The 13740-nt window shown below is 59.2% G+C and carries 11 protein-coding genes and 2 pseudogenes; 10 read left to right on the forward strand and 3 right to left on the reverse strand.

Annotation, left to right across the window (positions count from 1 at the left end):
- Positions 1-624 precede the first annotated feature (624 nt).
- Positions 625-1481, reverse strand: a pseudogene (locus BraRD5C2_RS19950) (SDR family oxidoreductase).
- A gap of 534 nt (positions 1482-2015) precedes the next feature.
- Between BraRD5C2_RS19950 and BraRD5C2_RS19955 the strand changes: the two are divergent.
- On the forward strand, positions 2016-2519 hold the full coding sequence (locus BraRD5C2_RS19955; protein WP_223970606.1) for a YciE/YciF ferroxidase family protein: 504 nt from the start codon (positions 2016-2018) through the stop codon (positions 2517-2519).
- Positions 2520-2627: 108 nt separating this feature from the next.
- Positions 2628-2837: pseudogene (locus BraRD5C2_RS19960) on the forward strand (hypothetical protein); the annotation flags it as partial.
- A 469-nt stretch (positions 2838-3306) separates the two neighbouring features.
- Here BraRD5C2_RS19960 and BraRD5C2_RS19965 read toward each other — a convergent pair.
- Positions 3307-3552: a DUF6894 family protein gene (locus BraRD5C2_RS19965; protein ID WP_223970607.1), complete on the reverse strand. Its 246-nt coding sequence runs from the start codon at positions 3550-3552 to the stop codon at positions 3307-3309.
- 2190 nt (positions 3553-5742) lie between these two features.
- Here BraRD5C2_RS19965 and BraRD5C2_RS19975 point away from each other — a divergent pair.
- From BraRD5C2_RS19975 to BraRD5C2_RS19990, 3 genes are all read left to right on the forward strand, one after another.
- Positions 5743-6138 (forward strand): response regulator, encoded by a 396-nt coding sequence (locus BraRD5C2_RS19975; protein ID WP_223970608.1) that lies wholly within the window; start codon positions 5743-5745, stop codon positions 6136-6138.
- Positions 6139-7023: 885 nt separating this feature from the next.
- Positions 7024-7479: an Hsp20 family protein gene (locus tag BraRD5C2_RS19980; protein ID WP_223970609.1), complete on the forward strand. Its 456-nt coding sequence runs from the start codon at positions 7024-7026 to the stop codon at positions 7477-7479.
- 388 nt (positions 7480-7867) lie between these two features.
- Positions 7868-8182, forward strand: a complete 315-nt coding sequence (locus BraRD5C2_RS19990; protein WP_223970613.1) for a hypothetical protein — start codon at positions 7868-7870, stop codon at positions 8180-8182.
- Positions 8183-8697: 515 nt separating this feature from the next.
- On the opposite strand, the gene BraRD5C2_RS19995 is transcribed toward BraRD5C2_RS19990, so the two are convergent.
- Positions 8698-8928 carry a DUF3606 domain-containing protein gene (locus BraRD5C2_RS19995; protein ID WP_223970615.1) on the reverse strand — a complete coding sequence of 77 codons (231 nt, stop codon included), beginning with the start codon at positions 8926-8928 and terminating at the stop codon, positions 8698-8700.
- A 120-nt stretch (positions 8929-9048) separates the two neighbouring features.
- Here BraRD5C2_RS19995 and ligD point away from each other — a divergent pair, with 120 nt between their 5' ends.
- The 5 genes from ligD (at position 9049) to BraRD5C2_RS20020 (ending at position 12912) form a co-directional block, all read left to right on the forward strand.
- Positions 9049-9972, forward strand: a complete 924-nt coding sequence (gene ligD, locus BraRD5C2_RS20000; protein ID WP_223970617.1) for a non-homologous end-joining DNA ligase — start codon at positions 9049-9051, stop codon at positions 9970-9972.
- A 333-nt stretch (positions 9973-10305) separates the two neighbouring features.
- A complete protein-coding gene (locus tag BraRD5C2_RS20005) occupies positions 10306-10557 on the forward strand; it encodes a hypothetical protein (RefSeq protein ID WP_223970618.1) in 252 nt (83 codons plus the stop codon).
- A gap of 178 nt (positions 10558-10735) precedes the next feature.
- Positions 10736-11125 carry a hypothetical protein gene (locus BraRD5C2_RS20010; RefSeq protein ID WP_223970619.1) on the forward strand — a complete coding sequence of 130 codons (390 nt, stop codon included), beginning with the start codon at positions 10736-10738 and terminating at the stop codon, positions 11123-11125.
- 730 nt (positions 11126-11855) lie between these two features.
- Complete coding sequence (locus BraRD5C2_RS20015) at positions 11856-12338, forward strand: TspO/MBR family protein (protein WP_223970620.1); 483 nt, start codon at positions 11856-11858, stop codon at positions 12336-12338.
- 58 nt (positions 12339-12396) lie between these two features.
- Positions 12397-12912, forward strand: coding sequence for an MOSC domain-containing protein (locus BraRD5C2_RS20020; RefSeq protein ID WP_223970621.1), 516 nt, complete (start codon positions 12397-12399; stop codon positions 12910-12912).
- The last annotated feature ends 828 nt before the right edge of the window (positions 12913-13740 follow it).

A 13740-nucleotide genomic window follows, 5' to 3' on the forward strand; every position in this document is an offset into this window, starting at 1 on the left:
AGCACGTACAGCACCAGGACCCGTCGAACGTACAAGGGTTGCCCGGCAACAAGAGCGGGCCGCCTGCGAAGCGCTAAGAACTGCAATGTAGCAGCTCCAAAAACCAAAGCCGCTCCCGACACTCGATGACCGGGGCGGCTTTTTGTCGCTATGCGCCTTAGGCCGCTTGGCAACGTCGGCGCTTCGATCGAGAAACGTCCTGAAGCAGCCCGGCATCGCCGCTTATCTGCTGCAAATGCTACGTGCACCCAGAGATCTTAAAAGCGCTGCTCCGCAAGCGGTTCCGCCACCTGAAGATCGCCGCTTAGTCTGAGCATACCAGTCGGCGTATGGACTACTCCTGACCGCATGGCGGTTAAAGTCCGGCGCGCCATCACTCCACCAGACCGGCCCCCGCTCCCCTAAACCCCGCTTCGCTTCGTCGATTTGGCGGCGCGCGAGGGTCTCGGCCTCCGGGCTTTCGGATACTTTGGCCGCCTTCACTGCGCGGCGCGCATCCATCAGTTGCTTGACCAGCCGTGATTTCTCGTCGGCAGTGAGCCTCGGATCACTCATCCGCCAAAGCTTTCCGCGCACGACGAAGTAGCGGCCGTCCGGGGTCACGGGATGTTTGAGGCCTGCCATTCAGATGAAGGGCTTTCCTCCGGTCACTGCGATAGTCGTGCCAGAGGTGTAACTCGACAGCGGATCGGCGAGCATAACGTAGGCGGTCGCCAGTTCCGCTGGCTGCCCAGCGCGCTTCATCGGAACCTGCTTGCCGAAGTTCTTCACGGCCTCCTCTGGCATGATGGACGGAATAAGCGGCGTCCAGATCGGTCCCGGAGCGACGGCGTTCACGCGGTGTCCTTCTCCGCCAGCATCTGAGCAAGGCCCCCGGTGAAATTCTGGATGGCACCCTTGGTCGTCGCATAGGCCAGTAGGGTCGGATTGGGCATGTCGGCGTTCACTGAAGCAGCGTTGATGATCGCGCTGCCCGGCTTCATGTGCGGCACGGCAGCCTTTGCGAGGAAAACCATGGCGTGGATGTTCACGTCGAACGTCAGCCGCCATTCCTCGTCGCTGATATCGCTCAGATCCTTGAAGGTCGCCTGATGCGCGGCATTGTTGACGAGGATATCGACGCCGCCGAGTTCGCGAACCGCCCGGTCGACGATCTTCCTGCAGTGGTCCGCGGACCGGATGTCGCCGTCGACCAGAACGACCTTGCGCCCTTCAGCTTCGACAAATGCCGCCACCTCCTTGGCATCTTCGTGTTCGTCGAGGTAGGCGATGAGGAGATCCGCCCCCTCGCGAGCAAAGGCGATGGCGACCGCGCGTCCGATGCCGCTGTCGCCGCCGGTGACGATGGCGCGCTTTCCTTGAAGCCGTCCCGAGCCCTTGTAACTGGTCTCGCCGTGGTCTGGCCGCGGATCCATCTTCGCGGTCGAGCCAGGCATCGGCTGTCGCTGGGTGGGATATGGCGGCTTGGGATAGTCGGGCATGGTCTCATCTCACCTCATGCGCACGGCCTTCGCGCCGGCGGATCTGAGCACGTGGGTCACCTGCTTCCCCTGGAAGTCGACGGACTCTTCAGGCTTGCCGCCCACCCCAACTCCAGCATGCGACCGCTCCATCGTCATTGGCCGGACGTGTGCTGGCAGTGTTGTCGGAGCCAGTCGGCTGCGCGGCTCTGAGGGTGTTCTCCATCCCGGCTCCATTCGATTGCGGCCGCCGACAACCGACCGAAGACGCGACGGTTCCTATGGCAGCAGCGCGCCCCGACCTGCTCGCCGAACCGGTTTCGGTAGACCGTAATGGCGTCATTTCTCGTCCGCGGATCTGCACAGAGCCGACGGCGACGAAGGATGCTCTCGTCCGCGGATCTGCACAGAGCCGACGGCGACGAAGGATGCGCAAGCCCCTTCCGGAACGACGGAAACGCTCTTCTGCGTGGCCGCGTAAACTTGCCGGCCATTTAGGAACGCTTCCTATTCATCGTCGTTTGCCGTGCGACCATTCCATAATAGGAGGCATCCATGGGATTCTTCACCAAAGACATCAAGACACTGAATGACCTCTTCGTGCACACCCTGCGGGATATCTATTACGCCGAGCAGCAGATTGCGAAGAACCTGCCAGACATCATCGACAAGGCCAGCGACCAATCCCTAAAGAACGGATTTGAGACCCACCTCGCGGAGACGAAAAATCAAATTAATCGGCTGGAGAAGGTCTTCAAGATGCACGGTGTCGAGGCCAAGGGCGTGAACTGCCCTGCCATCGACGGCATACTCGAGGAAGCGAGCGACGTAGCCGGCGACGTCGACGACAAGACGGTCCTCGACGCGGCTCTCATAGCGGCAGCGCAAGCCGTCGAGCACTACGAGATCACGCGTTATGGCTCGCTGATCGCCTGGGCGAAGAAGCTCGGACGCGACGACTGCGCCTCCGTCCTCCAGGAAAACCTCGACGAGGAGAAGGCGACAGACAAGAAGCTCAACGACATGGCCATTAAAAGCGTGAACCAACGCGCCGCCTGATGCTCGCCGATGCGAACGCCGGCTGCATGAAGTAGTAGCCGGCATCCTCCGGAGCCCGCGCATCGCTGACAGCCGGAGCGTCTAAAGAGACCCGCAATGGTTGGATTCCCGTCGCCCTCGGTCAACCAGGCTGTCAACGGCGGCTATCCGTGGCTCGAGATCAAGTGCTCGCGGTGCAAGACGTCGCGCGCTGCGGGCCTCGCTGCCCTGCCTTGCGTCGCCACGACGTTCGTTCACGACCTAGGTGGCTGGCTGCGGTGCCGGAATTGTCGGAAGGCGGGCAAGCGCCCGGCCGCCGACCTCCTGCAGTTATGGCAACGCTCGCCGATTGGGAGAGGGGACGTGACGCGCCGGCGCGACAGGAGTCGGCTCGGGGAAAATTGGAACATCTTTTACGACGATGTGCATCGGCTCGATCGGACTACGAGCCGGCGTGCCGAACCACGCCGATCAATGGGAATGAAAGTGCGGATTCTATCCTGGTTGCGACCGTTTGACCGGCGGACCGACCGCGACCTTTGAGCAGGCGCGCGCGGCGTTCGAGGTCGAATGGCAACTGTCGCTGCCGACCCTGACCGCGGCAGTTGGGGAAAGACCTGTTCGCAACCAGCGCCCTAGCTGGCGCTGGTGCTGTAGTTACGTGCGGGTAGCGTGCACCGCTGCGTGCAGAGAACTTCCGCAAATTGCTACGCCGGGCGCCATTGGTCTGTGCGGGACTCGAAACCGTTCGGTGGAAACTGTCAGGCGATCGCGAGTCGGTTCGGCAAGCTGGCTATCGTGCGGCGCGTCATTTGAATGGGTACTTCGCGTTGGTGATTTGGAGGTGGTAGGCGGCCTGAAACAACGGCCCGTCTTTCGTGCGAACGTCGATCGTTACATCGTGGCCGTTGTCCGATTGAATTGCGTCCCTGGCGATATCGGTCAATGCGTGCGCAGCTTCAACCTTGGCGGCGCGCACATCTCGGAGCTCTAGACCTTCGTCGTCGGGGTACGTGCCTGTATGGTCCCGGATATCGAAGAAGTAGCGAGTCATCCGCGCCTCCCAATTGGGAAGCAACGGGGGCGGAGAACACCTTGTTCCTGTTTTTGTTCATCGGAGGTTCAGGTGCCTGGTCTCTTTCCATCCCTAGCGGCCCACTTCCTTTCACTGTTCTGGGGCACATAGGTTCGGACTGGACCCCACGTTCCTGATCCACCGAATACACATGGGGATTTCTTCGCGTGGGTGCAAAGTTTCTATAATCGCAACCCGCAAGAACTGTACGCCAACGACAGGCATATAGGACCCGGAGACGAGGTAGGTGTCATGAAGCGAAGGCGACGCCGGGTTATTCAGACTATCCCGCTAGAACAATGTCTCTCCCAGGAAGCCAGAGAGCTGCGCCAGCGAGCTAGAAAACTTCCGCCATGCCCAGAGCGGGAAGCATTGCTGAGAAGGGCGCGGTACAACGAGACCACCGCTCACTTAGCCGAGTGGCGGATGTCCCCCGGACCACGCGCTCCAATTTGGGAGCACGACGGGTTAACAAGGCCATATGAATTCGATGGCGCCGAGACTGCCTCGGTCTGCACAGCGGCGGTATCGTTTGTTGCGCTGATCGCCAGCGCACTGGGCTCTTTCTCAGATAGCGCTTGGGACCGCTCAGATTAAATGGGATGCCATCACCTTAGTTGGTTGCGCTACAATCGCACTTAGTGCGCTGATGCTGATTTGTTTTGACTATATGAGCGATGGCGACTTTCGCTCTGGCGCGAATTGTACTGTCGTAGCGATTTGCATGACCGTAGGCCCCAGTCTCAACGCAGAGGTTGTGCCATGGGCAAAGACCTACTTGAAGGCGTTTGGATCGTACTTTTCGGGCTAAGCCCGCTGATCATCATTGGCATCGCGCTATATGTAAAGTAACTGCTACCCAGCTCTCCGGCGCGTCGAGCCGGTAGAAGGCCCCAGCAATTTGCCTCCGTCACGTAGGCCTTCAACAGCTACGGGAAACGCTCAGCCCTCCGAAATTCGTAGACCAGACGCCTAGAGGCATCGTAAGCTTTACGCCAGAAGTCTCGGGTTTGTCGGGGCGTTTGGGAGCGCTCTGCGGAAAATGCGAAACTACAAGGCTTACATCCTTGGCGATGATGACCACATCATCGACCGCGTGGACCTATTCTGCGATGACGATGAGGCCGCGAGGCACCAGGCAAGAAAGCTCGCTATCGGGCGGGCGGTAGAGCTATGGGACGGCGTGCGTAAGATCGCAACGTTTCAGCCGACCGACCCAGATCCTTGACAACGAGGCGGCCTCCGTTGGCGGTCTCCGCTAAGTCTGAAATTCTGGACTTATAGCAACCTTTCTCCCGACTCGGCCGTTCGCTTTGCATCAACAATCAAGGCTCAGTCGTAGGCGCCGGCGGCTGAGAGATCGGTTGCGCTCCCGCCTGCGTAGCAAGAGAGCGGCGCGATGTCGAAACGGCGCTGCGTGCAGCAAACCCTATCACTTCAGCAGCGCCTTGCCCAAGAGGCGCGCGGTCTGCGCGAGGCCGCGAAAGCGTTTCCGCCGTGTCCTGAACGCGAAGCCCTGCTTCGCAAAGTCAGACAGGATGAGGCCGCCTCTCACACGGCGGAGTGGCTTTCGCCGTCTGGTATAAGGGGTGTCAGTTAAAATGCGCGGCTCATTATTCCGCGAGCGCGCCACGGCGGGCCGACTTAAATAATCGTGCGGGCGGCGGCCTAACTTTAGGGAGTCAATTGGCTTGGGATCGGCGCATAGGAAAGGTCAGCTGACTGTGCTATTGAACCGTCATCATCGGCCGTGGCTCGGCGACTACCGGTGACTGAGAGACACTGAGCGCTCCCGCCTTAGGGACGGGAGCGTTTGATGTGCGAAAGATGTGCTCCAATTGACGAACGAACCGCGCACTACCGTTCACTCCGCATGCGGATCACAGATCAGAAGGCTTTGGAGGGCATTGCTCGTTTGATCGAGCAACATTCAAACGAACGGCCCGATATGGCGATCGAGGTTCGCTCCGCAACCGAGCGGCTGTTTTGCGCGTCCCTGATCTCTCGCTAAAACGGCGCGAAACATTAAGGCCCCTCAGTTGACACCCAACGGCGGAGGCGCGGCTGGAAACGTTCCATGCCATTTTGGGGTATTGCGGCCCTTTTCAGGAACAAGTGTTCACTTTGTAACTTAGTCACTGCCGCGTTGGCGCGGCAGAAGGATGGGGCATGCTAGAGCAACCCGCAGTGCTGATCCTCGTGGTTGAGGACGAGGTCCTTATTCAAGAGCTGGTCAAGGAAGCCTTGGCAGACGGAGGTTTCAAAACAGAATCTGTTTCATCGGGAGAGAAGGCGATCGCTCTCCTCGAAAAGGGCGAGCAGGAATACCGAGCCCTCATCACTGACATTCGTTTGCCTGGTGCTTTCTCCGGTTGGGATGTCGCCAGGCGCGCAAGAGAGCTCAATCCGCAAATGCCAGTGGTCTACATGACCGCAGACGGTGCCGATGAGTGGTCCTCGCAGGGCGTGCCGAACAGCCTCATCTTGCAAAAGCCTTTCGCGCTCGCGCAAGTCGTGACGGCGATTGCTCAACTACTGAACCAGGTCCCCCCCACGCAAGAGTAAGCCTGTTTGGCGGCCTTCGCATAGCTAGGCACGCGTAGTTTGCCGGAACGTCGCACGGTTCGAATGCGAGCCCACGACACCTTCCGGGCAAACGTTTCATGCCCTTTTGGGATACAGGCCCCGCCATAGGAACAAGTGTTCACTGTGTAACTTAAGGGACTACTCGCCGCGCTGGAGGGCGAAGTCCATGAGCGCGATTGGCCAGAAAATCCAAGAGATTGAAAATTAGCCGACCAAAACCTGTCGATGTGGCAAGCCGCTGGATTTGGTCCGGACCATGCTGAACATTCGCACCGGCAAGCATGTTCGAGTGCAGTGGTTGTGGTGAACGAACCTGGGATGACTAGACCATGCATAGCTCCATCCCCGAGCCGGACGGTTTCCCGTAGCTTCCCAGTGCAACGGGCGCGGGGGATTTGATAGGCTATTCAGATGCCCAGCACCTTCACGCATAGAGGAATCAACTTCACTGTGACGCGACGCTATGACGATCAATTTGAAATAGTCATTGAACTAGATAGCCAGTCGATACAGAGCACTGTTCGAACCCGGTTGCCCGAATTGGCAAGGCGCCGCGCTGAGATGCTCATCAATCGCAAGCTAAAAAACCGGATCAGGCCGGTGTAAATGCCAACTCTGAGTTGTTTCGCATGCCCAATTTGCGGAGTGGCCAGTTAGTCCCAGCGCTCCGACGAAGCTTGAGTGCTCTCCCAAGCTCTCGTTTTTTCTTGCGAGCCCTCTTGACAGTCTCAAATCTTGATTTATCTCGTGGCTCGTCGGTCCCCAGTGGGGCCGAAATCCTGGACGCCGAACGGGTCCAGGCAAACGGGCACCGGTCGTGTCCGGTGCTTCTCATACCCATCTTGCTCTTTTGAGGATTTGGCTATGCGCACGTACGATTTCTCTCCCCTGTTCCGATCGACAATCGGATTCGATCGTCTTTTCGACCTCGCCGAAACGGCTCAGCGGGCCACCGAAGATAATTACCCCCCGTACAACATCGAGCGACTTTCCGAAGTCCGCTACCAGATCGCGCTCGCGGTCGTAGGCTTCTCGCCGGACGAAATCTCGGTTGTGGCAGAGCAGAACGTGTTGACGATAGAGGGTAACAAGGTCGAAAAAGCGGAGCGCGATTACCTCTATCAAGGCATCTCAACCCGTCGATTCCGGCGACAATTCAGCTTGGCCGATCATGTACTGGTGAAGAATGCCGCGTTCGACAACGGCCTGCTCAAGATCGAGCTGGCGCGCGAAATTCCCGAAGCCATGAAGGCGCGTCGGATCGCAATCAACGCAACGCAACCGAGTCGGGCGCAACAGCTCGAATCCGCTGCGGCCTGACGCGCGTGAAGCCGCGTTCGGATTTGCCGCGCGCGGCTTCACCATTTCTCGTCTTGGAACGGAGGCAAACATGCGGCCGACGACCGCAAATGTCTTTTCACTAAATGTACCTCGCCAGGCACGGTTCAATCATCCCTTGGATGTTTTGACGGAGCTGTCTCTGACCAAAGAGGAAAAGCGAGCACTCTTGGCGTCTTGGGCATCTGACGCAGCTGCGGTCCCATCCTGTCCCAGCTTACGGGCACCCGCTGGTTTGCGATCACCGGTCAAGATTGACATCATTCTCGACGCCCTTTGCCGTCTTGACAACGATCCTCAGCATCCGCCGGGAGGCAAGCCTTATCGTCTTCGGTCAACAGTCCGCCCGCTGGCGGCTTAGGAGGGTGACATGGACGACATCAACCTTCCTAAACACATCGTGGACAGAATCGAAGCCCGCTGGTGCGCTCGGCGGCTGGCGACAAAAGAAAGGCGCGAGATCGTCGATCGGCAACTCGAACAGCTGCGGGTACGTCGCAACAACGTCCGGCGCTATCGGTGGCTGCTCAACACAAAGCTGAACGACCTTGAGCGCAACTACATCGAACGACGTCTCTCCGAAGAAACCTCAGCGATAGAAACACTGATAGCTGACATTCCGCCTCTCGTTCGTGAGCAGCCTCTGCTCGACGCCGGGACCGAATCGGAAAGTGCCTCGCCATGAGCACGACGCAATTTCTGATACAGGGAAACCAGAAGATAGTCGCCCACTATCTGTTTTTGCTCGACACAGCAAGAACGGAGCGGGAGCGGAAGCAGTTTACGGAAGGAGAATCGCAACCTGAAACGCCTGCTCGTCGAATTCGCTCGGCCAGCGCAAGCGGCCTGAACGGTTATAGTCCGACGCTAACGTGGATGAAGCTTAGATTATGAGAACGCCAATATCGGCAACGGATCTGGAGCGGGTCGCTTTACGCGAGATCCGCAGCTTTCCCGGCGGCGAATATGTTTGCCATGTGGAAGTCGTTCAGGCGAGCCCGGATTGGAAACTTCACACGACGGTCAGGGACGGCGCCGAACTCGACCGAATCCAGCACGCGGCGCGAGCCACGGAGTTCAGATTGAAACATCGGTATGAACTGCGAACCGATTGGTGATGACCAACTGTGCAATGCGCCCCTGGCCTCCGGGACAATAGCCGGGATACCGTCATCGTCTTTGCCGAGCAGTGGCCCATTGCTAGCGATGCTTCGAAGGGGCCGCTCCGAGCGACTTCTTCATAGCTGGTCCGAGCCGGCGCTCAACCTGCTTGCGGTTGTTGTCGACCTTCTTGACCGCCTTTTTCACCGACGCGGCCGACTTGCCCGTCTTCTTCGACTCGTAGCGCACCTCATAGTCTTGCCCGCCGGCGACGCGCGCCCTGTCCTGTTTGCGACCGCGCGCGGTCTGCTTCTTCGCTTTCTTTGCCATTCTGATCTCCCTTCTGGTGAAGACCAACGTTGGCTAAGATCGCCAGTTCCAACCGACCCGCGGGCGGAACGATTGCGACTGCGACTGTTTGAATCAGCTCATTGTTTGTGGAGTTGCTTTGTGGCGTTTCAACGTAGGAAGCCTGAGACGATTGGGGTCAAGGCGCTCTTTCCCGGCTTCATTGCGCCGGCATTGGCTTCGCCGATCGAGAAAGTGCCGGGTGGCTCGCGATGGATTCATGAGATCAAATTCGATGGCTATCGCGTCCAGGTCCACCTCGCCCATGAAGAGGTGAAGATCTACACCCGCCGTGGCCACGATTGGACGAAACGATTTAAGAAAATCACCCACGACGCTTGGCACATCTCGGCAGCGTCAGCGATCATCGATGGCGAAGTTGTAGTGCCCTCAGCAAGTGGCGCTACCGACTTCTCGGTCTTGCAGAACGAACTTCGGGGCAGTTCGACCAAGATCGTGTTGGTCGCCTTCGATCTTCTGTTTTTCAACGGGCGCGACCTGCGAAAGCTACCGCTGATCGAGCGAAAGGCCGTCTTGAAAACGCTGGTCGCGAGCACTGACATCCAGTTCAGCGAGAGCTTCGAAGTCGAGGGCCCGGAGATGTTTGCCCACGCCTGCAAGTTGGGCCTCGAAGGCGTCGTGTCGAAGGTCAGGGACAGCGTGTATCCTACCGGCGCGCGCAGCCGCGACTGGGTCAAGAAAACCTGCGCGCAGCGCGAGACGCTGACGATCGCAGGCTTCGCGCTCGACGGTAACAAATGGGACGGCATCTATGTCGGTCGCCGCAAAGGCGATGAGCTGATCTACGCCGGCAAGGTCGATCATGGCTTCGATAAGGCCTCGGCTGCCGATCTCCGGAAGCGCCTGACGCCGCTGATCCGGAAAACGCAACCCTACACGAAGCGCATTACCCACAAGGCGGTCTGGGTGGAGCCGGATGTACTGGCCGAGATTGAATACCGCGCCAAATCCGCGGACGGAAAAGTGCGACATCCGTTCTTTCGTGGCGTGCGGGAAGATCTGTGAACGAGAGCCGCTGCATCTTTGCGATGACGCCCTTTGGGTCTGCGAGAGCCACCCGGATCAACCTTGGACCGGCACACCCCTGCCCGGCCTGCAACAAGCCGGCTGATGAAGAAGTGCCAGAGCTGCCGCGCGGGTTTCGCAACATGTTCGACTGCCGCAATAGGCGCCGATGAATCGCGAGCGCGAATTCCCAAAAAGCCTCTCGTCGAGATTTCCGCAGGCGGCGAGCGCAAGTTCGCTCCTCCGATGCATCATTGCAATCGCTTCAGCGAACGATCTCAAATAGCCCTAGTTTTCTAGTCTGTTCTATTAGAAACAGGAAGGAAACGGCCGATGAAAATTGCAAAGATCGCCTTGGCGACCGCATTCTTAGTTGGCTCGATTGCGACGGCATCCGCCCAAGGCGGCGGCGGTGGCGGAGACTCCCCGGCCGCGACCTCTGGTCAGGGCGCGTCCAGCAGTCCGAGCGCGGCAAATCCAGGCGCGACGCAGAATGATCCGAAAGAGAGAGAAGGCACGACGGGCAAGAGCGGCGGCACCACGTCCAAGGACGGCGCGATGTCCAAGGAGCACACGAAGAAGTAAACCACGCGTAGAATCGTTCGTCGGACGCGCAACTCGACCCCAGCATCACCTCCTAGCTGGGGCCTTTTTGCATCTGACACGGTCACGTTTCGACCCGCAAGACGCCGACGAGATTCTGACGGCCGAGAACGGAAGCATCATCTTCCGCTCGGCTCTGTTTCAAGGGACAACCCAAAAAATGAAGAAGACAATGAAGGTTCAACCTAAAAAGCGGGGCCGGCCCGATACGGGCAAGGATCCTCTAATGGGGTTTCGCGCATCTCCTGAAATGCGCGCAAGCGCGGTCAGATGGGCTGAATATCAACCGGGCACGCCGTCTCTGTCCGAAGCCATCCGTCGGTTGGTCGAGCTCGGTTTGACCGTGCGGACCAACCCTCTGACTGATGAGCGCGAAGACCAGCAACGCCGCGAACACCCAAAGCAACGCGCCCGCGAACTGGCCAGCAATGCAATCGACAAGGTGACCGACCCCGCAGCCAGCCCCGACGATCAAGCCAGTCGTAAGCGCAGGCTCATCAAAGGACCTGGGGAATTTCAGAAGGTGCGGCGCGATCGAAAGCGAAAATGAGCGATAAGCGTGTAGTCGCCGTCTTTCTGCGGGCATCTTCAATGCAATCGGCAAGCCAGGAATATGAGGTCCTTTCAGGTTGTTCCGCCACATCAAAGCGCCGCGGGCAACCCGCTAGCGTCACGCGAGAACGCGAGCCACGGGACGCGCGGCGAGCGTTGCAGCCTCGATTTCACTACCGCCGGTGACGATGTGCCACTATCGCGAATTGCACCGCCGGACGAAAATCGCCGCCCTCTCGCGCGGTTCGATGTTGAAATTGATCAGGCGCCAGTGCTTTCGCTTCACGACAAATATCGCCCGTTCGCCCGCTCTTCGACCGTCTTCGGCGACACATATATCGTGCGTGGCGACGCCGTCGCTGTGTCCGAAGCCGAGACTAGGCAGCGTGTGGTAATCAGCGTGTTCGGCAACGTGGCAAGGCCATTGCCGCGCTTGACAGCCCAGCCTGTCAGGCCGCGGTCAAGGTCGTAGGCGACGGCGCCGAACGCGACGTGCGGGATTGTCGAGGGGCTGGAATAGAGTGTCCGTTGACGACCGCCAAGGCGCACTCGCAGCGAGCCGCTTCAGAACACAACTTTACGCTCTCTTCAGTGCCGTCGTGGTGCCAGATCGTTCCCGTTTGCATCCGAAATGCATCGTTTCTGTCAAAGCCCTACCGATTGAGGATCTTTTGGACGCGATGATGATTAATTAAAACATGGCAGAATTCGCATTCTAGAGAGTCCGATTGGCTGTTCCCATCATCGCAGCGAGCGTCACCGTCATCTTCGTCCTGGCCGTAGGCGCGTGGACGACGACGGTGGGCACATGGTACCGGGGCCTAAACAAGCCATCCTGGAATCCGCCGGATTGGGTCTTCGGACCGGCATGGACCGCCATACTTGCTCTCGCCGGCTGGTCGGGTGTCTCGGCCTGGACGAACGCCATCAAGGATGAGCCGGGTCGAATCCTCATTCTGTCGCTCTTCGCCTTGAACATCATCCTGCATATGCTGTGGAGCCCGCTCTTCTTCGCCTTGAAGAGACCGGATTGGGCTTTGGCCGAGGTCCCGCTTCTTTGGCTCTCGATCGCGGCGCTTATGCTCGCGGTCGGACGGTATTCCTTATTGGCCGTCTGGCTTCTGTTGCCCTACCTGCTATGGGTGACTTACGCGGCGTTTCTCAACTTCAAAATCGTCAGGCTGAACCGGCCGTTCGGCGAACGTGCCTGAGGCGGAACTTCAGCCGCCCCAAAAGAAGCGTCTCTCACTGGAGGGCGAAGTCTTCGCCGTGTCTACCGACGGCAAACATCGCTTCAGCAAGACGGCCCGGCCGTCGATTACCCTCACGGCCGGACACGGCATCGAGGGCGACGCGCATCACGGGCTGTTCGTTCGGCACCGCTATTTGGCGCGCCGCAATCCAAAAGCAGCCAACCTTCGTCAGGTTCATCTGATCCCAAGCGAACTGCTCGAGGCGCTGAAGACGGCCGGCATCGAAGTCAACCCTGGGGACCTGGGAGAGAACGTCGCGACCGTCGGGCTCGACCTCGAACGTCTGCCTTTTGGAACTAGGCTCAGATTGGGTACCTCAGCGACCCTCGAACTCACCGGCCTGCGCACGCCCTGCGTGCTCATCGACCGCTTCAAGGCCGGGTTGAAAGCGCGCCTGCTCGGCGGATCCGCCGGACCGCGCTTCAAGGCTGGCGTGATGGCGATCGTGTCGCAAGGAGGCGCGGTCGTGCCCGGGGATAAAATCCGGGCGATTCTCCCTCCACCTCCGCATATGGACCTGCCTCCGCTTTGAACCTAGCAGAGGCGTGCAACCGAATTAGCTCACCGAGGTCTCGAATGACCCGCCGTAGACCGAGCGGCCCGACGTCGATCGTTGCGAGCTTGATCGATAGCCTGAATCGGCGGCGATCAGCGTATTCCTGGATTGAGGTGACGGGCGCGATCGTGCTGAGGGCAGGCACAATGTTGGGGTGCCGGTGTCGCCGCGGTGAATGATATGGTCGACGCATGCCAGAAGACGCTCTGCCTTCGGACGCAGCGGCCCATGGATGCCGGAGATGACTCCTATCCTAAAGGCCGCCATTTCCTTCCCGGTCCCGGTTCGCTGCCGACTTCGACGCATACCGTGCCAATGCATTGGCATGGGGTGACCCCGCCGAAACGTATTCCGCCGACTAGAGCGTTCGCTGTCGCCAAAGCCTCGACGAGCAGGATCTGCCACTCGGACACGCCGCCCGCAGCGTACCAGTAGACGCGACGCTGCAGACGCGACGCTGCTCTTCGACAGCGCCCGGTTCGCGACCGCCTGACTGCATGAATACAGCTACTTGCCATATCGGGTCGAGCGCCGACCAGGCCACCCTCACGTCTGGGGTCTGACGAAATAAACCCAAGAGCTTCACGCTCGACTACTCCGATCTCCTTGAAATCGACCAACCTTGGTCCTAGGGACCAATTATCGAGAGACGTTCTCGTGATGCGCTTTCAAAAACGTCCGGCGACTAGGCGTTATCGAGGTCGATCAGCGCAATGCCGATGTCGGGCTTTTTCTTTCGTCGCAGATGGACCGGCGTATCAGTGAGGACGACCTCTAGCGTTGGTCTGACCGTACCCGCCAAAA

This window comes from Bradyrhizobium sp. RD5-C2, from assembly GCF_019972155.1.
In the GTDB taxonomy this organism is placed as follows: domain Bacteria; phylum Pseudomonadota; class Alphaproteobacteria; order Rhizobiales; family Xanthobacteraceae; genus Bradyrhizobium.

Excerpts from the sequence above, each read along its gene's own strand:
- BraRD5C2_RS19955 (WP_223970606.1), top strand. The coding sequence starts at position 2,016 with ATGGGATTCTTCACCAAAGACATCAAGACACTGAATGACCTCTTCGTG.
- BraRD5C2_RS19965 (WP_223970607.1), bottom strand. The coding sequence starts at position 3,552 with ATGACTCGCTACTTCTTCGATATCCGGGACCATACAGGCACGTACCCC.
- BraRD5C2_RS19975 (WP_223970608.1), top strand. The coding sequence starts at position 5,743 with ATGCTAGAGCAACCCGCAGTGCTGATCCTCGTGGTTGAGGACGAGGTC.
- BraRD5C2_RS19980 (WP_223970609.1), top strand. The coding sequence starts at position 7,024 with ATGCGCACGTACGATTTCTCTCCCCTGTTCCGATCGACAATCGGATTC.
- BraRD5C2_RS19990 (WP_223970613.1), top strand. The coding sequence starts at position 7,868 with ATGGACGACATCAACCTTCCTAAACACATCGTGGACAGAATCGAAGCC.
- BraRD5C2_RS19995 (WP_223970615.1), bottom strand. The coding sequence starts at position 8,928 with ATGGCAAAGAAAGCGAAGAAGCAGACCGCGCGCGGTCGCAAACAGGAC.
- BraRD5C2_RS20005 (WP_223970618.1), top strand. The coding sequence starts at position 10,306 with ATGAAAATTGCAAAGATCGCCTTGGCGACCGCATTCTTAGTTGGCTCG.
- BraRD5C2_RS20010 (WP_223970619.1), top strand. The coding sequence starts at position 10,736 with ATGAAGAAGACAATGAAGGTTCAACCTAAAAAGCGGGGCCGGCCCGAT.